At 61.3% G+C, this 21,892-nt stretch carries 19 protein-coding genes and 1 tRNA gene; 4 read left to right on the forward strand and 16 right to left on the reverse strand.

The genetic code is table 11. The features are described 5' to 3' along the window. Positions 1-164 precede the first annotated feature (164 nt). Positions 165-323: a YqaE/Pmp3 family membrane protein gene (locus tag HX803_RS09855; protein ID WP_003228885.1), complete on the forward strand. Its 159-nt coding sequence runs from the start codon at positions 165-167 to the stop codon at positions 321-323. Positions 324-328: 5 nt separating this feature from the next. Here HX803_RS09855 and pqqE read toward each other — a convergent pair whose 3' ends face one another. The 14 genes from pqqE to rpsU form a co-directional block, all read right to left on the reverse strand. After that, the gene (gene pqqE, locus HX803_RS09860; RefSeq protein WP_178920224.1) at positions 329-1,480 is read right to left on the reverse strand and encodes a pyrroloquinoline quinone biosynthesis protein PqqE; all 1,152 of its coding nucleotides are present in this window, start codon (positions 1,478-1,480) and stop codon (positions 329-331) included. Further along, complete coding sequence (pqqD, locus tag HX803_RS09865; RefSeq protein WP_178920225.1) at positions 1,452-1,727, reverse strand: pyrroloquinoline quinone biosynthesis peptide chaperone PqqD; 276 nt, start codon at positions 1,725-1,727, stop codon at positions 1,452-1,454. The genes pqqE and pqqD overlap by 29 nt, the downstream gene beginning before the upstream one ends. Continuing rightward, a complete protein-coding gene (gene pqqC, locus HX803_RS09870; protein ID WP_176996626.1) occupies positions 1,724-2,476 on the reverse strand; it encodes a pyrroloquinoline-quinone synthase PqqC in 753 nt (250 codons plus the stop codon). The genes pqqD and pqqC overlap by 4 nt, the downstream gene beginning before the upstream one ends. Positions 2,477-2,487: 11 nt before the next feature. Then, positions 2,488-3,399: a pyrroloquinoline quinone biosynthesis protein PqqB gene (pqqB, locus tag HX803_RS09875; RefSeq protein WP_178920226.1), complete on the reverse strand. Its 912-nt coding sequence runs from the start codon at positions 3,397-3,399 to the stop codon at positions 2,488-2,490. A gap of 71 nt (positions 3,400-3,470) precedes the next feature. After that, positions 3,471-3,545, reverse strand: coding sequence for a pyrroloquinoline quinone precursor peptide PqqA (gene pqqA, locus HX803_RS09880; protein WP_003194766.1), 75 nt, complete (start codon positions 3,543-3,545; stop codon positions 3,471-3,473). 158 nt (positions 3,546-3,703) lie between these two features. Beyond that, positions 3,704-6,052 (reverse strand): pyrroloquinoline quinone biosynthesis protein PqqF, encoded by a 2,349-nt coding sequence (gene pqqF, locus HX803_RS09885; protein WP_178920269.1) that lies wholly within the window; start codon positions 6,050-6,052, stop codon positions 3,704-3,706. A 48-nt stretch (positions 6,053-6,100) separates the two neighbouring features. Beyond that, the gene (locus HX803_RS09890; protein ID WP_178920227.1) at positions 6,101-6,895 is read right to left on the reverse strand and encodes a carbon-nitrogen hydrolase family protein; all 795 of its coding nucleotides are present in this window, start codon (positions 6,893-6,895) and stop codon (positions 6,101-6,103) included. Positions 6,896-6,905: 10 nt separating this feature from the next. After that, complete coding sequence (locus tag HX803_RS09895; RefSeq protein WP_178920228.1) at positions 6,906-8,597, reverse strand: NAD(P)/FAD-dependent oxidoreductase; 1,692 nt, start codon at positions 8,595-8,597, stop codon at positions 6,906-6,908. Between the two features lie 146 nt (positions 8,598-8,743). Further along, entirely contained in the window at positions 8,744-9,190 is a 447-nt protein-coding gene (locus tag HX803_RS09900) for an Lrp/AsnC family transcriptional regulator (protein WP_178920229.1), read from the reverse strand. Positions 9,191-9,278: 88 nt separating this feature from the next. Continuing rightward, positions 9,279-9,355: transfer RNA gene (locus tag HX803_RS09905), tRNA-Ile, on the reverse strand. Between the two features lie 16 nt (positions 9,356-9,371). Next, positions 9,372-13,115 carry an EAL domain-containing protein gene (locus HX803_RS09910; protein ID WP_178920230.1) on the reverse strand — a complete coding sequence of 1,248 codons (3,744 nt, stop codon included), beginning with the start codon at positions 13,113-13,115 and terminating at the stop codon, positions 9,372-9,374. Positions 13,116-13,236: 121 nt separating this feature from the next. Further along, positions 13,237-15,087: an RNA polymerase sigma factor RpoD gene (rpoD, locus tag HX803_RS09915; protein WP_178920231.1), complete on the reverse strand. Its 1,851-nt coding sequence runs from the start codon at positions 15,085-15,087 to the stop codon at positions 13,237-13,239. A 67-nt stretch (positions 15,088-15,154) separates the two neighbouring features. Further along, the gene (gene dnaG / locus HX803_RS09920) at positions 15,155-17,128 is read right to left on the reverse strand and encodes a DNA primase (protein WP_178920270.1); all 1,974 of its coding nucleotides are present in this window, start codon (positions 17,126-17,128) and stop codon (positions 15,155-15,157) included. 444 nt (positions 17,129-17,572) lie between these two features. Beyond that, a complete protein-coding gene (gene rpsU, locus HX803_RS09925) occupies positions 17,573-17,788 on the reverse strand; it encodes a 30S ribosomal protein S21 (protein WP_002551877.1) in 216 nt (71 codons plus the stop codon). Positions 17,789-17,990: 202 nt separating this feature from the next. On the opposite strand from rpsU, the gene tsaD reads away from it, so the two are divergent. Beyond that, positions 17,991-19,016, forward strand: coding sequence for a tRNA (adenosine(37)-N6)-threonylcarbamoyltransferase complex transferase subunit TsaD (gene tsaD, locus HX803_RS09930; protein ID WP_178920232.1), 1,026 nt, complete (start codon positions 17,991-17,993; stop codon positions 19,014-19,016). A gap of 33 nt (positions 19,017-19,049) precedes the next feature. Here the strand turns inward: tsaD and plsY are convergent, their stop codons facing one another. After that, the gene (gene plsY, locus HX803_RS09935; RefSeq protein WP_176996619.1) at positions 19,050-19,619 is read right to left on the reverse strand and encodes a glycerol-3-phosphate 1-O-acyltransferase PlsY; all 570 of its coding nucleotides are present in this window, start codon (positions 19,617-19,619) and stop codon (positions 19,050-19,052) included. 74 nt (positions 19,620-19,693) lie between these two features. Here plsY and folB point away from each other — a divergent pair, with 74 nt between their 5' ends. After that, positions 19,694-20,047: a dihydroneopterin aldolase gene (gene folB / locus HX803_RS09940; RefSeq protein ID WP_176996618.1), complete on the forward strand. Its 354-nt coding sequence runs from the start codon at positions 19,694-19,696 to the stop codon at positions 20,045-20,047. After that, complete coding sequence (gene folK, locus HX803_RS09945) at positions 20,038-20,577, forward strand: 2-amino-4-hydroxy-6-hydroxymethyldihydropteridine diphosphokinase (protein WP_178920233.1); 540 nt, start codon at positions 20,038-20,040, stop codon at positions 20,575-20,577. Before folB ends, folK begins: the two co-directional genes overlap by 10 nt. A gap of 58 nt (positions 20,578-20,635) precedes the next feature. On the opposite strand, the gene HX803_RS09950 is transcribed toward folK, so the two are convergent. Beyond that, positions 20,636-21,865: a multifunctional CCA addition/repair protein gene (locus HX803_RS09950; RefSeq protein WP_178920234.1), complete on the reverse strand. Its 1,230-nt coding sequence runs from the start codon at positions 21,863-21,865 to the stop codon at positions 20,636-20,638. Positions 21,866-21,892 lie beyond the last annotated feature (27 nt).

The following is a 21,892-nucleotide window of genomic DNA, read 5'->3' on the forward strand; positions in this document are numbered from 1 at the left end:
CTCGCGGTATACGCGGCGCCTCCGGCCTGATTCTTTTGGCTGGGGGCGTTTTTTTGTCTGCGCAGGCATAGATGGCCCAACGCCAGATTTCACTGAACCCTCACACACCGCCAAGGTCGATTAGCTTAACGGCTCACACGAGCCGATTTTTTGGAGCTGACCCCATGGATTTCATTCGAATCATCATCGCCATTCTGTTGCCACCACTGGGTGTGTTCCTGCAAGTAGGCTTCGGCGGCGCGTTCTGGCTGAACATCCTGCTGACCTTGTGCGGTTACATCCCGGGCATCGTGCACGCGGTGTACATCATCGCCAAACGCTGAGGCCGTCAGCCTTTTGCGATGAGCCGTGAGTTGCGTTCATTGCGAAAGGCCAGTTGCTCGATGGTCTGGGTGGCGTGCTCGGCGTCTTCCCGCGCTTGAAGGATGATGCCGTGCTGCTCGGACTTGCTGCACACCGGGTCGGCATTGCTCGCATCGCCCGTGAGCATGAACGCCTGGCAACGGCAGCCGCCAAAGTCCTTTTCCTTTTCGTCGCATGAGCGGCACGGCTCGGGCATCCAGTCGTAGCCGCGAAAGCGATTGAAGCCGAACGAGTCGTACCAGATGTGCTGCATGCTGTGGTCACGCACGTTGGGAAATTGCACCGGCATCTGTCGGGCACCATGGCACGGCAGGGCAGTGCCGTCGGGTGTGACTGTCAGAAAGATGCTGCCCCAGCCATTCATGCAGGCTTTCGGGCGCTCTTCGTAGTAGTCCGGCGTGACGAAGATCAGCTTGCACGGGTGGCCTTCGGCTTCCAGTTTGGCCCGGTATTCGTTGGTGATGCGTTCGGCGCGCACCAACTGCTCCCGGGTCGGCAACAGCCCCACGCGATTGAGCTGGGCCCAGCCGTAGAACTGGCAGGTGGCAAGCTCGACAAAGTCCGCCTCCAGGGCGATGCACAGCTCGATGATGCGGTCGATCTTGTCGATGTTGTGCCGATGGGTCACGAAGTTGAGCACCATCGGGTAGCCATGGGCCTTCACCGCGCGGGCCATTTCCAGCTTTTGTGCGAAGGCTTTTTTAGAGCCGGCCAGCAGGTTGTTCACCTGTTCGTCGCTGGCTTGGAAGCTGATCTGGATATGATCCAGGCCGGCTTTCTTGAAGTCGCTGATCTTCTGTTCGGTCAAGCCGATGCCGGAAGTGATCAGGTTGGTGTAGAACCCCAGTTTGCGCGCCTCGCCAATCAACTCGGCCAGGTCCTGGCGCACCAGCGGTTCGCCGCCAGAGAACCCCAGTTGCGCCGCGCCCATTTCCCGCGCCTCACGAAATACCTTGATCCACTGCTCGGTGCTCAGCTCCTTGCCCTGCTCGGCAAAATCCAGCGGGTTGGAGCAATACGGGCACTGCAACGGGCAGCGGTAGGTCAGCTCGGCGAGCAACCACAGCGGCAGGCCGATGGCCGGTTTTTCAGGTAAGGGTGATCCAGTGCTCAGCACGGGCGACCTCCATGAATTGCTCGATGTCTTCACCGAGTTCAGGCACGCCGGGAAACTGCTGATCCAGCTCGGCGATAATCGCGGCCACATCGCGCTCGCCGTCGATCAAGCCACCGATCAACGCGGCGCTGTCGTTGAGCTTGATCATGCCCTCGGGGTAGAGCAGCACATGGCCTTTTTGCGCCGGTTCGTACTGGAAGCGATAGCCAGGGCGCCATGCGGGTGTCTTGCTGCGATCAAAGCTCATAGGGTGATCCCTTTATGCCACACCCGCGCGTCGGTCACGCTGTGATACGGAGGGCGCTTGAGTTCATAGGCCATGCTCATGGCATCGAGCATGCTCCACAAAATGTCCAGTTTGAACTGCAGGATTTCCAGCATGCGCTCCTGGCCTTCACGGGTGGTGTAGTGCTGCAGCGTGATTGCCAGGCCGTGCTCCACATCGCGACGGGCCTGGCCCAGGCGAGTGCGGAAGTACTCGTAGCCGGCCGGGTCGATCCAGGGGTAATGCTGCGGCCAGCTATCGAGGCGCGACTGGTGGATCTGCGGCGCAAACAGCTCGGTCAGCGAGCTGCTGGCCGCCTCCTGCCAACTGGCGCGACGGGCGAAGTTGACGTAGGCATCCACCGCAAACCGCACGCCGGGCAACACCAGCTCCTGGGAGCGCAATTGGTCCGGGTCGAGGCCCACGGCCTGGCCCAGGCGCAGCCAGGCTTCGATGCCGCCGTCTTCACCCGGGGCACCGTCGTGGTCGAGTAGGCGCTGGATCCACTCGCGGCGGATCTCACGGTCCGGGCAATTGGCCAGGATCGCGGCGTCTTTCAGGGGGATGTTCACCTGGTAGTAGAAGCGGTTGGCGACCCAGCCCTGGATCTGCTCACGGGTAGCGCGGCCTTCATACATCGCCACATGGTAGGGGTGATGGATATGGTAGAAGGCGCCCTTGGCGCGCAGGGCGGCTTCGAATTCAGTGGTGGTCAACGGCGTGTCAGTCATTTCGGTCGCTCCTACAGTTCGATGCTCATGCCGTCGTAAGCCACTTCGACATTACGCCGCACCAACTCCGCGCGCTCGGGGGAATCTTCATCGAGGATCGGGTTGGTGTTGTTGATGTGGATAAGCACTTTGCGCTGCTCTGGCAATTGCTCCAGCACTTCCAACATGCCGCCAGGGCCATTCTGGGCCAGGTGGCCCATCTCGCGGCCGGTGCGGGTGCCAACACCACGGCGTTGCATTTCGTCGTCGTCCCACATCGTGCCGTCCACCAGCAGGCAGTCGCTGGCGGCCATGATCTCCAGCAACGGTGCGTCGACCTTGCCCAGACCCGGGGCGTAGAACAGTTTGCCGCCGGTGCGCAGGTCTTCGACGATCAGGCCGATGTTGTCGCCCGGGTGCGGGTCGAAGCGGTGCGGTGAATAGGGTGGCGCGGCGCTGCGCAGTGGCAATGGGGTAAAGCGCAGGTTGGGGCAGGCCGGGACGGTGAAGCTTTTATCCAGCTCGATGCGGTTCCAGGCAAGGCCGCCGTTCCAATGGGTGAGCATGGTGAACAGCGGGAAGCCGGTGCTCAAGTCTTCATGGACCATGTCGGTGCACCACACCTGGTGAGGGCAGCCTTCGCGCAGGCTGAGCAGGCCGGTGGTGTGGTCGATCTGGCTGTCCATCAGGATGATCGCACTGATGCCGGTGTCACGCAGGGCGCGGCCGGGTTGCATCGGGGCAAAGCCCTGGAGTTGCGCACGGATATCCGGTGAGGCGTTGCACAGTACCCAGTTCACGCCGTCGTCGGAGATCGCGATGGACGACTGGGTACGCGCCTGGGCCCGCAGGCTGCCGTCGCGAAAACCCGCGCAGTTGACGCAGTTGCAGTTCCACTGCGGGAAACCACCGCCAGCGGCGGAACCTAGAATCTGGACAAACATGGCAACTCCATCAAGCAAAGCTCAAAACAAAAACGCCCCGGGCGAACCGAGGCGTTGTATTACCCAGCGGATTAACGGCTGGCGAAGTACATGGTGACTTCGAAACCGATGCGCAGATCAGTGTAAGCAGGTTTGGACCAGGTCATATTCATACTCCTACCAAGGGATGGGACGTTCACTACTAAGTAATACATATAGTCCACCTCCAGTCGGAGATGTTCAGATATTGCATAGGAATGTTACCCAATTCTTGTCGAGTTAGCGCTGTCTCGGCGGAAAAAGCCTGTTGCAGAGACGGCAATGATCAATCTGCTACCTGCCAGCTATCTGAAGTTCGCGGGCCATTGGCGACACAGCGCCAGCCGCCTGTAGCCGCGTTCAGTTGCCGTGCGGCGTGTTGCAGGTCTTCGCGGGTGCAGGCTTGGATCTGTTGTTGAAGGGCTTCAAGGTATCCCGACGGATGGCCGGCCAATCGTGCCTGCCAGACCAGCTCGGCAGCTTGGGCAATCGGCAGCGTTTGAGGTGAGAACTGCTGTGCCAACGCCTGATGGCCCAAGTCAGGGCTGCCGTCGATCAGCGCCGGCACCTGCTGAAGAAAGGTTTGCAGGTGATCAACGATGCCTTCCAGCGCTACGTCAGGGGATTGCACGCCAAATAGCAGGCCGGCTTGCCCGTTGATCTGTCGGATACCGCTGAACACGGCGTAGCCGATTTGCAGTTCGACCCGCAGGCGTTGGTAGAACGGTCCTTGGAGCAGGTGGCCGAGCAGCCGCCACGCGGCCTCATCGGCCAGGGTTTGGCTCGGTGCTGGGCAGAACAGCAACAGTGCGGCTTCGCTGGAATCGGTTTTCACCTCATGCCAATGAAGCCCGCCCAACGTCACAGGTGAGTGCTCAAGGTTGGCTGGCTGGCCGGGCAAGCGCGCCGCCGCCGTTTTGAGTGCGGCCTCCACCGAGGCGGGAAACCCCAGCCCCTGGGCTTGCCAGCGAGCAGTGGCCCATGAAGCCTTACTGTCCAGAGGGTGGGCCGTGAGAAAAGCGGGCAGCGCCTTGAGTAATTCCCGGATGGCAATCATGGGCGTGTTGGTTGAAGGTGCCTCGTGAGCTTGGTTCAGGCTTTGCGCCAACGCCTCCAGGACAGCCGGCATGGGGTCGTGCAGCCCGACCAGCTTCACCAACCAGTCATGGCCTACGGTTTCGAACGATATTTCCACGCCGGCCTGGCGAGCGTTCTCACGCAGGGGCTGCAAGGCACCTTCCAGGCCAGCAGGGGCACCCTGCCATTGCACGTACAGCGCGCCTTCATCACCGTCGTCTGCCAGCGCCTGGCTGAATGTCAGCGCCGACACGTCACGCCGACCACGGGAGCGATCCTGGGCAAAGGTGCGCAAGCCCCGGTGGGCGCTGGTCTGGCCGCGGATCAGCCCAGCACGTTCTTCTTTCACCGCCGCCCGCAGGAACGGGTTGGGTGGCGGCAGTTGCCAGGCATGCGTGGCGGGCTTGAGGTGCAGTGCGTCCAGCAGGGTCTTGAGGGCAGCGAGGCTCTGTTGTGACAGGGCTGCCTGATTGTTTCGCGCCAATGCCAGGGCGCCCTGGACCTGTTGTTGACGAGCGGCCAGCAGGGTGAACTCCTCCTGCAGGGCCGTCCAATCGCTGTGTGCGAAAAAGCTCAGCCAGTCGTGCAGCAATGCCTCGATCTGGGTCGGTGATGCGCCGTCGGGGCTGAGCGTAATGTCGATATCCAACACGGCTTGCCCCGCGAAGTGATACAGCACGCTGGCCTGCACTGCCGTGGCCAGCTGACATGTTTTCAGTTCGGCCAGCAGCCCGCCCTGCGCCGAAGCGTTGAGCCAGGTGCAGAGAAAATCCAGGGCCTCTCGGGGCGCATCACCGGTGATGACCTGATGCAGATGATCGCCGGCCAGGTGCTGATAGCTGGGCGTTGGCCCGGGCATCAGGGCGGGCGGATTGGCCTGCGGTTGTCGGTGGCCGGAGGGCAGTTGCTCGCTGAACTGCTGTGCCAGGGCTTGGAGTGTTTGCAGCGACTGTGGCCCGGCCAGGCTCAGGGTCATCTGCCCGCTCTGATAAAAGCGGGTATGGAATTCTCGCAATGCCTGCTGAAAGGTCTCACGCTCAACCGGTAGGCTGTCGCGGTTGCCCGCATGAAACCCTCGCAGCGGATGGTCCGCCGCCAAGCCTTGCAGCAAAGCCACTTGCTGCTGCGCCTTGGCATCCTGGCTCCAGGCGACAAACTCCGCGTGCAACACCTCGCGTTCGCGCAACTGGTCTTCCACTGCTAGGCGAGGCTGGGCCAGCATGTGCGCCAGCCGGTCCAGGCCACCGGCAAACGTCGGCTCGGGCAGTTCAAAGAAGAAGTCCGTGGTGCGTTCGCGCGTGCTGGCGTTGACCTGGCCCCCGTGGCGTTGCACGTAGGCCATCAGCCCTTCGCCCGCAGGAAAGCGCTCAGTCTCCAGAAACAACAGATGCTCAAGAAAATGCGCCAGCCCCGGCCATGCCAAAGGCACGTCATGGCTGCCGGCAGCCACCTGTAGCACAGCAGCGCAACGCTTCAGGCGCGGCGCATGACGCAGGGAAACCCGCAAGCCGTTGGCCAGGGTCAGGTGAAGGTGATGAGGGTGGGCCGGCGCGGGCATGGGCACTTCCGAAACGTTGGAAGTGCCCATGTTAACAAACCGGCTGGTTCAGGGTTTGTGCAGTGCGCCGTAGAGTTCGGGGCGACGGTCTTGCAGGTAGTGGTTGGCGGCGCGGGCATCGAGGATCGATTGACGCTCCAGGGTGCCAACGATCAAGGCTTCATCCAGCCCCGCCTGGGCGATGCGCTGGCCGTTCGGCGCGGCGATGCTGCTTTGACCGCAGTACTGGATCTCACCTTCGTGCCCACAATAGTTGGCGTAGGCCACATAACACTGGTTTTCAAACGCCCGCGCCCGCACGGTGACATCGGCGACAAAGTCGAAGGGCACCATGTTGGCGGTGGGCACCAGGATCAGCTCGGCGCCGGCCAGGGCCAGGCGCCGGGTGTTTTCCGGAAACTCCAGGTCGTAGCAGATCAGGAAACCGAGCTTCCAGCCGTTGAGTTCCACCAGCGGGAAGTCATCCTCGCCGGCACTGAACATCGAGTGGTCCAGGTCGCCGAACAGGTGCGTCTTGCGGTAGTTGCACAGGCGCTGGCCCTGGGCGTCGATCAGTTGCACGGCGTTGTAGATCTGCCCGTCTTCGGCACGCTCCGGGTAACCGTAGAGAATCGCCAGCCCGGCGCTTTTGGCCAGCTCGGCAATGGCCTGTGCCGACGGCCCATCCTGCGCCTCGGCCAGGGCGCCCACCGCTTCTGCGCCGATGTTGTAGCCGCTGAGAAACATCTCCGGCAGCACCAGTACATCGGCGCCAGAGGCCTCGTGCGCCAATTGATGCAGGCGCGTGAGGTTGCCGGCGACGTCCAGCGGCAGTGGCGGGCATTGGTACAAGGCAACACGCATGTTGAGTTCCTCAGTCGGCCAGGGCGATCGGCCCGATTTCGTCGAACACATCCCCAGGCCCCGGGTTCTCGGAGTGAGTGCTGCCGCCGAAGTGGGTCATGATGCCCCACACGGCGTTCAGCGAGGTCTGCACCGCGCCCTCCACCCACGCGGGCGTCCAGGAGACGTCATCACCGGCGATAAAGATCCCGCGCTGTTCGGCGGGCATGTCCTTCTGCATGAAGTGCGCATACATGCGCTGGTTGTAGCGATAGTGGCCAGGCAGGGCGCCTTTGAAGGCGCCGAGGAAGTGCGGGTCAGCCTCCCAGGACACGGTGATCGGGTCGCCGATGATGCGCGCCTTGATGTCGACGTTCGGGTAGATCTTTTTCAGCGCATCCAGGGCCAGCTTCACGCGTTTGTCGATGGGTTGCGGCAGCATTTTCAGCGCATCGCTCATCCACGAGTACGACAGGCAGATGACCCCCGGCTTGTCGTCGCCGTTGTCGAACAGGTAAGTGCCACGGGTGAGGCGATCGGTGAGGGTCATACTCATCAGGTCGCGGCCGGTTTCCGGGTCTTTGTCTTTCCAGAACGGGCGATCGACCATCACGAAGGTCTTCGATGATTGCATGTAGCGGGTGCGGTCGAGGGCCATCCACATTTTTTGCGAGAACAAGGTTTCATCGCATTCGATCTGGGTGGTCAGCAGCCAGCTTTGGCAGGTGGTCAGCACGGCGGCGTATTCGCGGGTGTCGCCGTAGTTGTCGGTGACCGCGAAACGGCCATCCGGTGCGTGGGCAATGCGTTTCACCCCGGCGCGCGGCGCACCGCGGTGCAGCGAACTCAGGCTGGTGCCGGCCGGCCAGTGGGCGCAGCGCTCTGGCACATGGCGCCAGATGCCCATGGGCACCTGCGCGACGCCGCCGACGACGAGGTGCTGATGGTCGTCGCAGTTGGTCATCACCACGCGGAAGATTTCCAGCATGGAGTTGGGGAAGTCCGAGTCCCAGCCACCGGTGCCGAAACCCACCTGGCCAAACACTTCGCGGTGCGCAAACGAGAGCTTGGCGAACGCCTTGGAGGTGGCGACGAAGTCGTAGAAGGTGCGGTCGTCCCACAGGGGGACCAGCTTGTTCCACAGTTCCTTGAGGCGCGGTACGTCGCGGTCGCGGATGGCTTGTTGGATATCGCCGAACTGCGAGCCCGCTTCCAGGGCATCGGCCCAGGCGTCGGCCACTTCCTGGAACAGCACGGGCAGGTCGGAGAGTTTTTGCGCGTAGTGGGTCTGGCCTTCGAGGTCGATCACCGTGCTGCCAGAGGCGGGTGTCAGCGGGTTGGGGAAGGGTTTGGTCTCCAGGCCCAGCTTGTCCACATAGTGGTAGAACGCGGTGGACGACACAGGGAACCGCATGCCGCCCAGCTCGGCGATGATGCCTTCGGCGCCTTCGAAGGCCTGGGAGCGCAAGCGGCCGCCCATCTTCGAGGCCTCGTACACCACCGGCTTGAGGCCCAGCTTCATCAACTCGTAAGCGGCCACCAGGCCTGCGATGCCCGCGCCGACGATCGCCACTTCGGCACCGTGGTTGGCGGCGGGGATGCTGCCGAGCCCGGCCGGGTGCTCGATCCAGTCATCAAAGGCAAACGGGAAATCCGGGCCGAAGATGGTGATGGGTTTCTTACCGTCTGCAGGGTGGCGATTGTTCTTGTTGAGTTCGTTCATGGCAAACCTGGCTGGCAACTCGGCGGGGCACGTCCCGCTGAGTATAGGAAAAGATGGCAGCCAGTTTAGGGAGCCTTGCGCCCGTTAATAAGACGCAAAGTGTTGTCGTAATGAATTGTTTTTAGTCAGAGTGACGAAGTCGACGGTCAGATTGGCTGTCCACGATCCAATTTGTTACTGAGGATGATCGACGTGGTAGTTTTCTCCACGCCGTCGACACTGCCGATCTGGTCCAGCAGTTGATCCAGCTGTTCCGGCGAATCGGTGCGCAGCCACGCCACATAGTCGAACTCGCCACTCACCGCGCACAGTTGCTGGACCTGGGCCATGGCACTGAGCTTGCGCAGCACGTCCTTGCCCGAGCGCGCCTGCACGGTAATGCCCACATACGCCTGCAAGCCGCCGTCGACCACCCGTTGGCCCAGTCGCACACCGTACCCGGTGATCACCTGGGTCTTCTCCAGCCGCGCCAGGCGCGACGTCACCGTTGTGCGTGCGATACCCAACTGCCGGGCAAGCATGGCGACGCTTTCGCGGGCGTTGATCTGCAGGGCAGCGATCAGTTGGCGGTCGATTTCATCGAGGATGGGCAAGGGGAGGGCTCCAATGCGGGCGGCAATGGGGCGGTATATTACAGCCTTCCAGACACACAAAAGCCGCGCAATGCGCGGCTTTCTTGTTTGGTGGGCCCACACGGACTTGAACCGTGGACCAAAGGATTATGAGTCCTCTGCTCTGACCAACTGAGCTATAGGCCCTGTAACAGGTCGCGGATTATAGCGATGGTTTCTCCGCTGTGCTATCCGAAAAATCCTCAAGGCTCATACGAAGGAAGGTAGCGGCAAACAGCTCGGGCGGCAGGGGCAGGCTGACGATGTAGCCTTGCATCTGCTCGCAGCCTTCTGCGGCCAGGAAGGCTTGCTGGGCGGGGTTCTCCACGCCTTCGGCGATGATGGTGAATTGCATGCTGTGGCCCAGGGCGATGATGGCGCGCACGATGGCGGCGTCGTGGGGGTCGTCGGGCAGGCCGCGCACGAAGGATTGGTCGATCTTCAGGAAGTCCAGCGGCAGGCGCTTGAGGTAGCTGAGGGATGAGTAGCCGGTGCCAAAATCATCGATAGCCAGTTGCACACCCAGGCGCTTGAGCTGGTGCAGCACCTCCAGGGCCTCCTCGGCCTGGCTCATGATGAAGTTTTCGGTAATCTCCAATTGCAGGTTGCCGGGGTCGAGGCGGTAGTCGCGCAGCAATTGCTCGATGCGTGCCAGCAAGCCGGGGTGGCGCAGTTGTGCGCCGGCGAGGTTGACCGACAGCGGGCCGAAATCATCGAAGGCCTCTCTCCAGGCGGACATTTGCCGGCAGGCTTGCTCCAGCACCCAGTCGCCAATCTGCAGGATCATGCCGTTCTCTTCGGCCAGGGCAATGAAATGCTCGGGCGGCACTTCGCCAAAGGTCGGGTGATGCCAGCGGATCAGGGCTTCGGCGCCGATCAATTCCTGAGTCAGCAGGCTCTGTTTGGGTTGGTAGTAGAGGCTCAGTTCCTCGCGTTCTATCGCGCGGCGCAGTTCATGCTCCAGTGCGACGCGCTCGTTGGCCTGGGCGGTGAGGTCGCGGGTGTAGCTTTCGACCCGGTTGCGACCCTTGGCCTTGGAGCGGTACATCGCCGCGTCGGCGTTCTTGACCAGGGTGGCGACGTCGGTGCCGTCCTGGGGGTAAAGGCTGGTGCCGATACTGGCGCTGATAAAGAACTCGTGCTCGCCGGCCTGGAACGGTGGGGTGAAGCACGCCAGCAGCTTATTGGCCAGGTGTTCGGCGTCGCTGGCGTGTTGCAGGCCCGGCAGCAGGATGATGAATTCGTCGCCGCCCAGGCGGGCCACCGTGTCGATATCGCGCAGTTGCTCCTTGAGGCGCACGGCGATGTCCTTGAGCAACAGGTCGCCGATGGGATGGCCGAGGCTGTCGTTGATGTGTTTGAAGCGGTCCAGGTCCAGAAACAGCACGGCACCCTGTTTACCGGTTTCCTGATGGCCGTTGAGGGCGGCTTGCAAGCGGCTTTCGAACAGCGTGCGGTTGGGCAGGCCGGTCAGTGGGTCGTGGTGGGCCTGGTAGTCGAGACGGGCCTGGGCCAGTTTGAGGCTGGAAATATCGGCAAACACCGCAACAAAGTGGGTGATCAACTGGTCGCGGTTGCGCACGGCACTGATCGTCAGCCAGCTGGGGTACAGCTCGCCATTCTTGCGACGGTTGGAGATCTCGCCCTGCCAATGCCCCTGAGCCGTCAGTTGGTGCCACATCGCGGCGTAGAACGCGCTGTCGTGCAGGCCGGACGCGAGCAGGCGCGGGGTGTGGCCGAGGGCCTCGACTTCGCTGTAGCCGGTGATTTCGGTGAATGCGCGGTTCACGGCACTGATGTTCTGGCGGGTGTCGGTGATCAGCACGCCCTCGGCCGTGCTCTCGAACACAGTGGCGGCTTGCTGGAGTTTTTCCTGCATTAGCTGGCGGTCGGTGATGTCGCGGGCGATGGTGAGCATGCAATCTTCATCGCCGATGGGCAGCGGGCGACTGGACAGCTCGCACAGGCGAATCAGGCCGTCGGCGCGCCGGATATGGCAGATGAAGTCGCGTACGAAACCGTCGCGCTGCATCAGCTCCAGCATATGCTTGCGTTCGTTGAGGTCGACCCAGATACCCAGGTCGAGCGTGGACTGGTCCAGGGAAGTTGCGCTGGTGAACCCGGTGAGGCGGCTGAAGCCTTCGTTCACTTCAATCAGCAGCCCATCGCGCTGGCGGCTGAGCAGCAAGCCGTCGGGCGAGGCATGGAACGCCTTGGCGAACTTCTCTTCGGAGGTCTGCAGTTGTTGCTGGGTTTCCTTGAGTTGGGTGATGTCGCGTACCACCACCACCAGGGCTTCGGTGGTGTCGAGTTGGAACGGTTCGGCCGAGATCAGCCCGATGAAGGCCTGGCCGTTGCTGCGTAAAAAGGGCATTTCCAGGTTGCGAATGCTGGTGGTCTGCACCCGTTGCAGCAGGTCGGGACCGACCCCCTGGATGCCCCAGATATTCAGCTCGGTGGCGGTTTTGCCGACAACGTCGGCAGCGCTCAGGCCGATCTGGTCCTCAAAGGCCTTGTTGACCTCCAGCAGGCAGCCATCCGACAGCCGTGCGATCACCAGGATGTCCGGGCATTGCTGGAACACTGAGGCGAATTTCTGCTCGGACAGCTGCAGTGCTTCCTCGGTGCGCTTGGCTTCGCTGATGTCGATCATCAAGCCACGCAGTACCGGCTCATGCCCGTGCTCGATCAGGCTGACAATATCCCGCACCCACAGGCAGCGGCCATCAGCGGTGATGACGCGATAATCCAGGCTGTGGTCGCGGTTGGCGCGGGTTTCGCGGTAGCAGTAGGCTTCGGCGCGCGTCAGGTCGGCGGGGTGGATGATGTTGCGCCAGAAGCCCGGGATCAGCCAGTGCGCCCGCGGGTAGCCCAGCAGTTCCTCGGCGTGGGGGGAAACGTAGCTGTAGGTGAAATCAGTCATGCTGGCTTCCCAGGCGATGGCGGACAGGCTCTCCACCAGGCCGCGATAGTGGTATTCGCTGCTGCGCAGTTCCTGCTCAAGGGCCACGCGGCGGGAAATTTCCGAACTGAGTCGGCGATTGATCCGAATCACGATGGCCAGCACGGTGCTCAGCAGTAATACGGCTGGCAGGCCGTACAGCAGCAGGTCCGCCCAGAACGTACGGTGATCGGTAAAACTGCCTACCCAGTGCTGCTGGATGGCATCGGTTTCATCCGAACTGAGGTCGGCGAGGACTTTGTCCAGAATGCCCACCAGCATTTTCCCGTCCCGTGGCACGCCCATCGCCAGTTGATAGCGGTAGGGCGTTTCTCCGCTGACATATAAACCGTCGAGCTTGAGCTGACGCAGGCTCCAGACGCTGGAAGCCAGGTCGCCCACCACCGCGTCCACTTCGTCCGTGGCCAGGGCTTGCAGGGTGGAGCTGACATTAGGCATGGCCACCAGGTTGAGGTCGGGGTGGTGAGTGCGCAGCAATTCGTGGGGGGCGTAGTTCTCCACCACGGCGATCTTGAGCCCGTACAGGTCCTTGAGGTTGCGCGGTTTCGCGCCGCCTTCATGGGCGAGGATGACGATGGGGAAGTCCAGGTACGGGCGCGTAAACGCCAGGTAGCTCTGGCGCTCCGGGGTGGACATGATACCGGGCAGCAAATCCAGCTGGTTGTTTTTGGCCTGCTCCAACACAGCGGTCCAGTTTGCCGGCTCGATCAGCTTGATCCTGACGCCCAAGCGGTCCTGTATCAGGCGCACATAGTCAGCCGCCAAACCTTGGTAGCGGCCATTTTCGTCGCGGTATTCAAACGGTGGCCAGGACGCGTCCACGCCCAGGCGCAGCTCCTGATGGTCCGCCAACCAGCCACGCTCATCATCAGTAAGAGTCAACGCGCCAGCCGTTGCGGTCCAGGTCAGCAGCGACAGCAGTAACACAGTCGGCAATCTGGGCATAACGGTCTCGTTATGGCACGGGGAATGTTTCGAGTGTAGACGGGCATTGCGGGAGGGAGGTGCTGCGAAGGATTTTATCGATACAAAACAAAACCCCCGGCCTGGGCCGGGGGTTCTGGTATCACTCGTCGAGGAAGGAGCGCAGATGCTCGCTTCGCGTCGGGTGGCGCAACTTGCGCAGCGCTTTGGCTTCGATCTGACGGATCCGCTCGCGGGTCACGTCAAACTGCTTACCGACTTCCTCAAGGGTGTGGTCGGTATTCATGTCGATGCCGAAACGCATGCGCAGTACCTTGGCTTCACGGGCAGTGAGGCCGGACAGTACGTCGCGGGTCGCTTCTTTCAAGCTCTCAACGGTGGCGACATCGATTGGCGACTGCATGGTCGAGTCTTCGATGAAGTCACCCAGATGGGAGTCTTCATCATCACCGATCGGGGTTTCCATGGAGATCGGCTCTTTAGCGATCTTCAATACCTTGCGGATCTTGTCCTCAGGCATTTCCATGCGTTCGCCCAGCTCTTCCGGAGTCGGTTCGCGACCCATTTCCTGCAACATCTGCCGGGAAATACGGTTGAGCTTGTTGATCGTCTCGATCATGTGCACCGGAATACGGATGGTGCGGGCCTGGTCGGCGATCGAGCGAGTGATCGCCTGACGGATCCACCAGGTGGCATAGGTCGAGAACTTGTAGCCACGACGGTATTCGAACTTGTCCACAGCCTTCATCAAGCCGATGTTGCCTTCCTGGATCAGGTCGAGGAATTGCAGGCCACGGTTGGTGTACTTCTTGGCGATGGAGATCACCAGACGCAAGTTCGCTTCAACCATCTCTTTCTTCGCGCGGCGGGCCTTGGCCTCACCGATCGACATGCGACGGTTGATGTCCTTGATCTCGGCAATCGTCAGACCGGTTTCGGTCTCGAGTGCAGTCAGCTTCTGCTGGCAACGGATGATATCCGGTTGCAGGCGGCCGATGGCTTCAGCGTATTTCGCCTTGCCCTTGGCCAGTGCGTCGGACCAGCTTTCGTCAACTTCGTTGCCCGGGAACTGGCGCAGGAAATCGGCACGCGGCATGCGCGCATCGCGGACACAGAGCTGCATGATCGCACGCTCTTGTGCACGCAGACGCTCAAGGGCGCTGCGAACGCGCTCAACCAGGCCTTCGAATTGCTTGGGCACCAGCTTGATCGGCATGAACAGTTCAGCCAGGGCCAACAGCTCGGCGATTGCCTGCTTGTTGGTGCGGCCGTGCTTCTTCAGCGCCTTGCGGGTGACTTCCATCTGATCGGACACCGCACCGAAACGCTGGGCTGCGATGATCGGGTCCGGACCGCTTTCGACTTCTTCTTCGTCGTCGCTGCTGGCTTCAGCATCGTCGTCATCGGAATCGTCGTCAGCTTTCGCAGCTTTCGCATCGACAGGCGGCGGTACTTCGGCGGCAGGCGGGGCAATGCCGTCGTCCGGGTCGATATAACCGCTCAAGACGTCGGACAGGCGGCCACCTTCGGTGGTCACGCGGTTGTACTCGGAGAGAATGTGGTCAACCGTGCCAGGGAAGTGCGCGATTGCGCCCATCACTTCACGGATGCCCTCTTCGATACGCTTGGCGATTTCGATTTCGCCTTCGCGAGTCAGCAGCTCGACCGTGCCCATTTCACGCATGTACATGCGCACAGGGTCAGTCGTACGGCCGATATCGGTCTCCACCGCAGCCAACGCGGCGGCAGCTTCTTCAGCGGCGGCTTCGTCGGTATCGGCGTCAGCCAGCATAAGGGAATCCTTATCTGGCGCAGCTTCGAATACGTTGATCCCCATGTCGTTGATCATGCGGATGATGTCTTCCACCTGCTCTGGATCTGAAATATCCTCAGGCAGGTGGTCGTTGACCTCCGCGTAAGTCAGGTAACCCTGCTCACGACCGAGAACGATCAACTCTTTGATACGAGACTGCTGTTGCGCTTTTCCGGACATAACACCCTATCCACTGAAGGTCTTGGCGGGCAAAAAACAAGCCGAGGATTATACCCGAGCTATGACCTCACACGCCAGCTGAGGTCGGGTTTGATGCGGAAACATTCTGTTTTAAGAGGTCGCGCATCTGTTTTGCTATCTGAATTTGCTCTTCAGCCGACAATCCCGGCTGCCTTGCTCTCTTGATGAGTTCGTCGAGGGTCTGCGTGTGCTGACCCGCGGATAACCTAGTAATGGTGTCTAAAAACTGTTGTTCAAGGTTTTCGCCGTCAATTAGCCACTCCTTTTCCGCAAGCGCCTTCAGAAGGCGGCCCTGTTCGGTGCCGTGCCAGCGCGCCATCAATTGAATTGAGTTTAGCTTAGGATTTTTCTGTACCGCCTCGATCAGCGCGATCAGCACCTGGGCGTAAGTGTTGCTTGCGTTGGCAAAGTGATCGGCGCTTTCGACCTTTTCCGCCAGTTGCGGGTGGTGGATGAGCGTGCGCAGCGCGATCAGTGTAGGCGCTTCTACGGCAACGGGCGTGCGCGGTGCGTAGGCTTCATCGCGGTCGCCTCGCTTGCCGTTCTTGCTCCACGGTTTCTTGTCCCATTTCTTGCCGTCGCCACCCGACTTTTTCGGTGTCCACTCCTGCTGGGGTGCGTAGGCCTCCTGCGGTTGGTGGAAGTCTGAATAGTCCGGCATGGCGTCGTAATCCATGCCGGGGTCGTAGGTCGGTGGCGGTGCATCGTGCGGTGCGCTGTGCACCAGTTGGCTGACGGCTTCGCCGCTCAACCCGGTGATTTCCTGCAGGCGCATGCGCATCAGCGATTTCAGGTTGGCGCCGGGGACTTTGTCGATCAGCGGCGCCGCGAGCGTGGCCATATGGGCCTTACCCTCGAGGGAGCGCGGGTCGGCTTCTTCGGTCAGCTGCTGGAAGAAATAGTCCGCCAGCGGCTGCGCATGTTGATTGATGCGCGCGCGGAACGCGTCGGTGCCTTCGGAGCGCACCAGGGTGTCCGGGTCTTCGCCTTCGGGCAGGAACAGGAAGCGCGCGCGGCGCCCGTCCTGCAGGCTCGACAGTGTTGCCTCCAGGGCACGCCAGGCGGCATTGCGGCCCGCCTGGTCGCCGTCAAAGCAAAACAGCACGCTGGGCACCACGCGAAACAGGCGCTTCATGTGTTCTTCGCTGGTCGCGGTACCCAAGGTCGCGACGGCATTGCGCAGGCCCTGTTGGGCGAGCGCGATCACGTCCATATAGCCTTCAACCACGATGATTTCGTCGAGGTTGCGATTGTTCTTGCGCGCCTCGAACAGGCCATAGAGTTCCTGGCCTTTGTGGAAGACCGGCGTTTCCGGGGAGTTCAGGTACTTGGGTTTGTCGTCCCCCAGTACCCGGCCACCAAAGGCGATGATGCGGCCCCGGCTGTCGCGGATCGGGAACATTACCCGGTCGCGGAAGCGGTCATAGCGCTTGCCGGTCTCGGCGTTTTCCACCAGCAAGCCGGCGTCGATCATGGCTTTTTGCTGGAGAGTGTCACTGCTCAGGTGCTTGTACAGGTTGTCCCAGCCAGGCGGGGCGAACCCCAGGCCAAAGTCGCGGGCGATTTCACCGGTAAGGCCGCGGCCCTTGAGGTAGTCGACGGCGGCCTTGCGCTGCGGATGGCTTTTAAGCGCCTGACGGTAAAACTCGGCAGCGGCAGTCAGCAGCGGGTACAGCGGCGAATCGGTGGGCTGACGCGGTTTGTGCGAGCGCCCGCTTTCTTCGCGAGGGACTTCCATGCCGGCGGCTTTTGCCAGGTCCTCGATCGCCTGGGGGAAGTCCAGGTTGTCGTGGTCCATGAGAAAGCCCAAGGCGTTGCCGCCTGCGCCGCAGCCGAAGCAGTAATAGAACTGCTTGTCGGGGCTGACGCTGAAGGATGGAGTCTTTTCTTTATGGAATGGGCAGCAGGCGGTGTAGTTCTTGCCGGCTTTTTTCAGTTGCACGCGCGAGCTGACAACATCGACGATGTCGGTGCGGTTCAGAAGGTCGTCAATAAAGCTCTGGGGAATCAGCCCGGCCATGGCGTTCTCGTCATCACTGCGTGTCAATGAGGGCCCATCAAATGCTCAAGCGCGCGTATTGCGTAGCTCGATCATCAGTTGTCTGCGTGGGCATTCAGGAAGTGTATCTGCCGTTCATTCACTGACGTTAGTTTCAATCAGGTTTTTGGCATGGAAATGTTGCCCCGGCGTCCGGTCTTGGCCAATGCGGCCTCGGAAGCTCATCGTCGGGCACAGTCGATACAGTTGATCGTCTGTTTGAAGAATAAGTGTGCTCGTCAGTAGCCTTGATAGGCTCGTCAGAAGAGACGTGCACCGCTGGCAAAAGAGCCAGTCCTGACGTGTGAAGCAGTTGTCTCGGTCGCATGTGCGGCGTCAACAGTGAAGCATCAAGCGATATCCGCAAATGCCATTAGCCCGGCTGAGGGCCGGGCTTGGCAGAAGCTTGCTACGAACGTCTGTGTATTAGTACAGACGAACGGCGCGGCGCTGTTCGCGCTGAACTTTCTTGGCGTGACGCTTAACAGCGGCTGCTGCTTTACGCTTACGCTCAGAAGTTGGCTTCTCGTAAAATTCGCGGCTACGAACTTCAGCCAGTACACCGGCTTTTTCGCAGGAGCGCTTGAAACGACGCAGAGCTACGTCGAAGGGTTCGTTCTCTTTAACTTTGACGGCTGGCATCCAGAGCTACCTTCTTTCATTACCGGGATCAACGTTCTCGTCGCAAACAATTCGCGGCTGAGGTCGTCGGTTTTTAAGGGTTGCGGATGTTAACCCCTCATTGCCCGGAATGCAAAGCCTCTGATCGAAAACCGCTAGTCGGGAGGGGGAGTGGCGACTATTATGCGCGCCTTCGAATTCAGCCTCTACAAGGCGCAAACCCATGCTAGTACTGGGACTTGAAACCTCCTGCGACGAAACCGGTGTCGCACTTTATGACAGTGAACGCGGGCTCTTGGCCGACGCACTGTTCAGTCAGATCGACCTGCACCGTGCTTATGGCGGCGTGGTGCCGGAGTTGGCCAGCCGCGATCACGTCAAGCGCATGCTGCCGTTGATTCGCCAGGTGCTGGATGAGGCCGGGTGCGTGCCGACCGAGATCGACGCCATTGCCTACACCGCAGGCCCCGGATTGGTCGGAGCCCTGCTGGTTGGGGCCTCTTGCGCCCAGGCCCTGGCGTTTGCCTGGGGCATTCCGGCGCTCGGTGTACACCACATGGAAGGCCATTTGCTGGCGCCCATGCTGGAAAAAACACCACCTGAGTTCCCGTTCGTCGCTTTGTTGGTTTCCGGCGGCCATACGCAGCTCGTTCAGGTGGACGGCATCGGCCAATACACCCTGCTGGGTGAATCCCTGGATGACGCGGCCGGCGAAGCCTTCGACAAAACCGCGAAGATGATGGGCCTCAATTATCCCGGTGGCCCGGAAATCGCCCGTCTCGCCGAAAAAGGCGTTGCCGGCCGCTATATCTTCCCGCGCCCGATGTGCGATCGCCCGGGCCTGATGTTCAGCTTCAGCGGTTTGAAAACCTCCGCGTTGAACACCTGGCAGCAGAGCGTCAGCGCCGGGGACGACGGCGAGCAAGCCCGTTGCGACATCGCACTGGCGTTCCAGCAGGCCGTGGTGGAGACTTTGACCATCAAGTGCAAGCGCGCCCTGAAACAGGCGGGTATGAAGCGCCTGGTGATCGCAGGCGGCGTGAGTGCCAACAAGGCGTTGCGTGCTTCGCTGGAAAAAATGCTCGGCGACATGAAGGGCGATGTGTTCTACGCACGCCCTGAGTTCTGCACCGACAACGGCGCGATGATCGCCTACGCCGGTTGCCAACGCCTGCAGGCCGGGCAGCATGAAAGCCTGGCGATCAGCGTGCAGGCACGCTGGCCGATGGAGCAGCTTTCACCGTTGTAAGGGGTCAGCCTGGGCTGGGTTCATCGACGGTATTTAAAAATGCCGTTCGCGCCCGGCAAACAGGTCGCGTAAATTGCCCCGGTGGCGCCAGACGATCAGCAGTGTCAGCACGCTCATCGGCAACAGCGCTGCCGGTTCCTGCCAGGCCAGTAGCGGCAGGGTCAGGGGCGTTGCGATCAGCGCGGCGAGTGAGCTGGTGCGGGTCAGGTAGAACGTCAGCAGCCAGGCGAGCACGGCCAGCAATGCGGCGGGTGGGTAGATCCCCAGCAACATGCCGGCCGCCGTCGCTACACCTTTGCCGCCGCGAAAGCGGAAGTACAGTGGAAACAGATGGCCCAGGACGGCGCACACGCCAATCCAGGCTTGTTGTTGCAGGGTAAGGCCGGCGAGGTGGGCGATCAGCACGGGCAGCAGGCCCTTGCACAGGTCGCCGAGCAGGGTCAGCACCGCGAGCTTTTTGCCGGCCAGGCGCAACATATTGGTGGCGCCGGCATTGCCTGAGCCACTCATTCGCGGGTCGGGATTTCCCGTCAGGCGGCTGAGCAAAATGGCGAAGGACAGCGAGCCGAGCAGGTAGGCGAGAATCGCCAGTGACCAAAACATGCTAACTATTCCGGGCGAGGACGCCCTGATTCTAACGGGGCATCGCGCCCTTGTCGTGCTGCGGAGAAGAGTGCTTGGACAGAGTGTTTATCGAAGGCCTGGAAGTCGACACCGTGATCGGGGCCTACGACTGGGAGCGCGGCATCAAGCAATGCCTGCGCCTGGACCTGAGTTTCGCCTGGGATAACCGCCCGGCCGCCGCCGGTGACGACCTGACCCTGGCCCTGGATTACGCCAGCGTGTCCGCACGCATCCAAGCCTTTGCCGAGCAATCCCAGTTCCAGCTGGTAGAAACCTTCGCCGAACGCCTGGCCGAAGTGCTGATGAGTGAGTTCCAGATTCCCTGGCTGCACCTCAAGTTGACCAAGCCAGGGGCCGTGCCGGCTGCCAGGGGCGTGGGCGTGGAGATCGAGCGCGGATGTCGCTAACTCAGGTTTACCTTGGCCTTGGCAGCAACATCGAGCGCGAGTCTCACCTTTGCGCCGGCCTTGATGCATTGGCGAGTTTCTTGACGGATGTGCGCTGCTCGGCGGTGTTCGAAAGCCAGCCGGTCGGTATCAAGAGCGGGCCGTTCTTCAATCTGGTGGTCTCGGCCTGCACCGACCTGTCGTTGATGGAGCTGGATCGCCGATTGAAATTCATCGAGGCCGACAATGGCCGCTATGCGCCGGATCGCAAAGGCTTGCCACTGGATATCGACGTATTGCTGTACGGCGACTTGGTGGGCAACTTCGATGGTCTGGTCCTGCCCCGCGCCGAGATCCTGAAAAACGCTTTTGTGTTATGGCCGCTGTCGTTGATGGCGCCGGAGCGCATCCATCCGGAAGCGGGCAAAACCCTGGCCGAACTGTGGCGTGATGCGCAAATCGACCAGGTGCTGGCGCCTGTTGCGTTCGAATGGCAGGGCCAGCAACTGACCCCGACCACCCTGATCTCCGCGCCAAACGCCCCCCTGTAGGAGCCCGGCATGCCGGCGATGGCAATCCTACGGACGCTATCGCCGGCAAGCCGGACTCCTACGGGGCGTGGTGTTCCTTGTAGATTTTGAGTGCCTTGAGCCTTTCGCGCTTCAGCGCTTCGCCCAATTCCGGGCCTTTGAAACCTTTCTCCAGCAGTGGCGCAACGGCGACTTCGCGGGCAGCCTTCGCCGCACCACGCAAATAATCTGCCTGTGGGTAACTACGCTGCTCAAGCCCCTTGCGACCCCGCGCATCCATCTCGCACGCCACCACAAACTCCTCAAAGCGCTGCGGCCGACGGTACACGTCGAAACTCTGCAGTAACTCCAGCAGCGTCGAGGCCCTCAGCTCCAAGGCACGATGGCCATGGGTGTGATATTGGCCCACCAGCAGCGCCAGTTCCTGACAATCCCTTGGGACTTTAAAACGTTCGTTGACCGCCTTGATCAGCTTCAAACCTGTGTGTTCATGGGCAATATGCTGCGGCAACTTATCCACAGGTGTCAGGCCTTTGCCCACGTCATGCAGCAGGCAAGCCCAGCGCACGGTCAGCGGTTGTTTATGCAGGGCAGCCTGTTCCAGCACGCTTAACGTATGCACGCCGGTGTCTATTTCCGGGTGATGGATTTCGGGTTGTGGCACGCCAAACAGCGCATCGACTTCGGGCATCAGGGTTTTCAGGGCGCCGCAGTCACGCAGTACCTGGATAAACACCTGTGGCTGATCTTCCATCAGGGCGCGGGAGATTTCCTTCCAGCTGCGCTCGGGTGTCAACGCCTCAAGCTCGCCAGATTCGCTGAGTTGACGCATTAGCGCCAGGGTATCCGGCGCGACCGTAAACCCAAGGTGGGCATAGCGTGCTGCAAAGCGGGCAACGCGCAGCACTCGTAGTGGATCTTCGGCGAACGCGGGGGATACGTGGCGCAGAATGCGGGCGTCAAGATCGCGCTTGCCGTGATAGGGGTCCGTCAGGATGCCGTCGTCATCCTCTGCCATCGCGTTGATAGTCAGGTCACGACGAATCAGGTCTTCTTCCAGGGTTACTTCTGGGCTGGCATGAAACACAAAGCCGCCATAGCCCCGGCCGCTCTTGCGTTCGGTACGGGCGAGGGCGTATTCGTCGCCATTTTTTGGGTCCAGGAACACCGGGAAGTCAGCGCCGACCGGCTTGTAGCCTTTGGCGAGCATCTCTTCAGCCGTCGCGCCCACGACAACGCGGTCGATATCGGTGACCTTGATGCCCAGCAGGCGGTCACGCACGGCACCGCCGACTTTGTAGATTTTCATGAAAAAGCCTCCATTAGCGGCACAGGA

Origin of the sequence: Pseudomonas sp. P7548, assembly GCF_013386585.1 — a bacterium.
Taxonomy (GTDB): Bacteria; Pseudomonadota; Gammaproteobacteria; order Pseudomonadales; family Pseudomonadaceae; genus Aquipseudomonas.

Excerpts from the sequence above, each read along its gene's own strand:
- HX803_RS09855 (WP_003228885.1), top strand. The coding sequence starts at position 165 with ATGGATTTCATTCGAATCATCATCGCCATTCTGTTGCCACCACTGGGT.
- pqqD (WP_178920225.1), bottom strand. The coding sequence starts at position 1,727 with ATGAGCTTTGATCGCAGCAAGACACCCGCATGGCGCCCTGGCTATCGC.
- pqqC (WP_176996626.1), bottom strand. The coding sequence starts at position 2,476 with ATGACTGACACGCCGTTGACCACCACTGAATTCGAAGCCGCCCTGCGC.
- pqqB (WP_178920226.1), bottom strand. The coding sequence starts at position 3,399 with ATGTTTGTCCAGATTCTAGGTTCCGCCGCTGGCGGTGGTTTCCCGCAG.
- pqqF (WP_178920269.1), bottom strand. The coding sequence starts at position 6,052 with ATGCCCGCGCCGGCCCACCCTCATCACCTTCACCTGACCCTGGCCAAC.
- HX803_RS09890 (WP_178920227.1), bottom strand. The coding sequence starts at position 6,895 with ATGCGTGTTGCCTTGTACCAATGCCCGCCACTGCCGCTGGACGTCGCC.
- HX803_RS09895 (WP_178920228.1), bottom strand. The coding sequence starts at position 8,597 with ATGAACGAACTCAACAAGAACAATCGCCACCCTGCAGACGGTAAGAAA.
- HX803_RS09910 (WP_178920230.1), bottom strand. The coding sequence starts at position 13,115 with ATGCCCAGATTGCCGACTGTGTTACTGCTGTCGCTGCTGACCTGGACC.
- rpoD (WP_178920231.1), bottom strand. The coding sequence starts at position 15,087 with ATGTCCGGAAAAGCGCAACAGCAGTCTCGTATCAAAGAGTTGATCGTT.
- dnaG (WP_178920270.1), bottom strand. The coding sequence starts at position 17,128 with ATGGCCGGGCTGATTCCCCAGAGCTTTATTGACGACCTTCTGAACCGC.
- rpsU (WP_002551877.1), bottom strand. The coding sequence starts at position 17,788 with ATGCCAGCCGTCAAAGTTAAAGAGAACGAACCCTTCGACGTAGCTCTG.
- tsaD (WP_178920232.1), top strand. The coding sequence starts at position 17,991 with ATGCTAGTACTGGGACTTGAAACCTCCTGCGACGAAACCGGTGTCGCA.
- plsY (WP_176996619.1), bottom strand. The coding sequence starts at position 19,619 with ATGTTTTGGTCACTGGCGATTCTCGCCTACCTGCTCGGCTCGCTGTCC.
- folK (WP_178920233.1), top strand. The coding sequence starts at position 20,038 with ATGTCGCTAACTCAGGTTTACCTTGGCCTTGGCAGCAACATCGAGCGC.
- HX803_RS09950 (WP_178920234.1), bottom strand. The coding sequence starts at position 21,865 with ATGAAAATCTACAAAGTCGGCGGTGCCGTGCGTGACCGCCTGCTGGGC.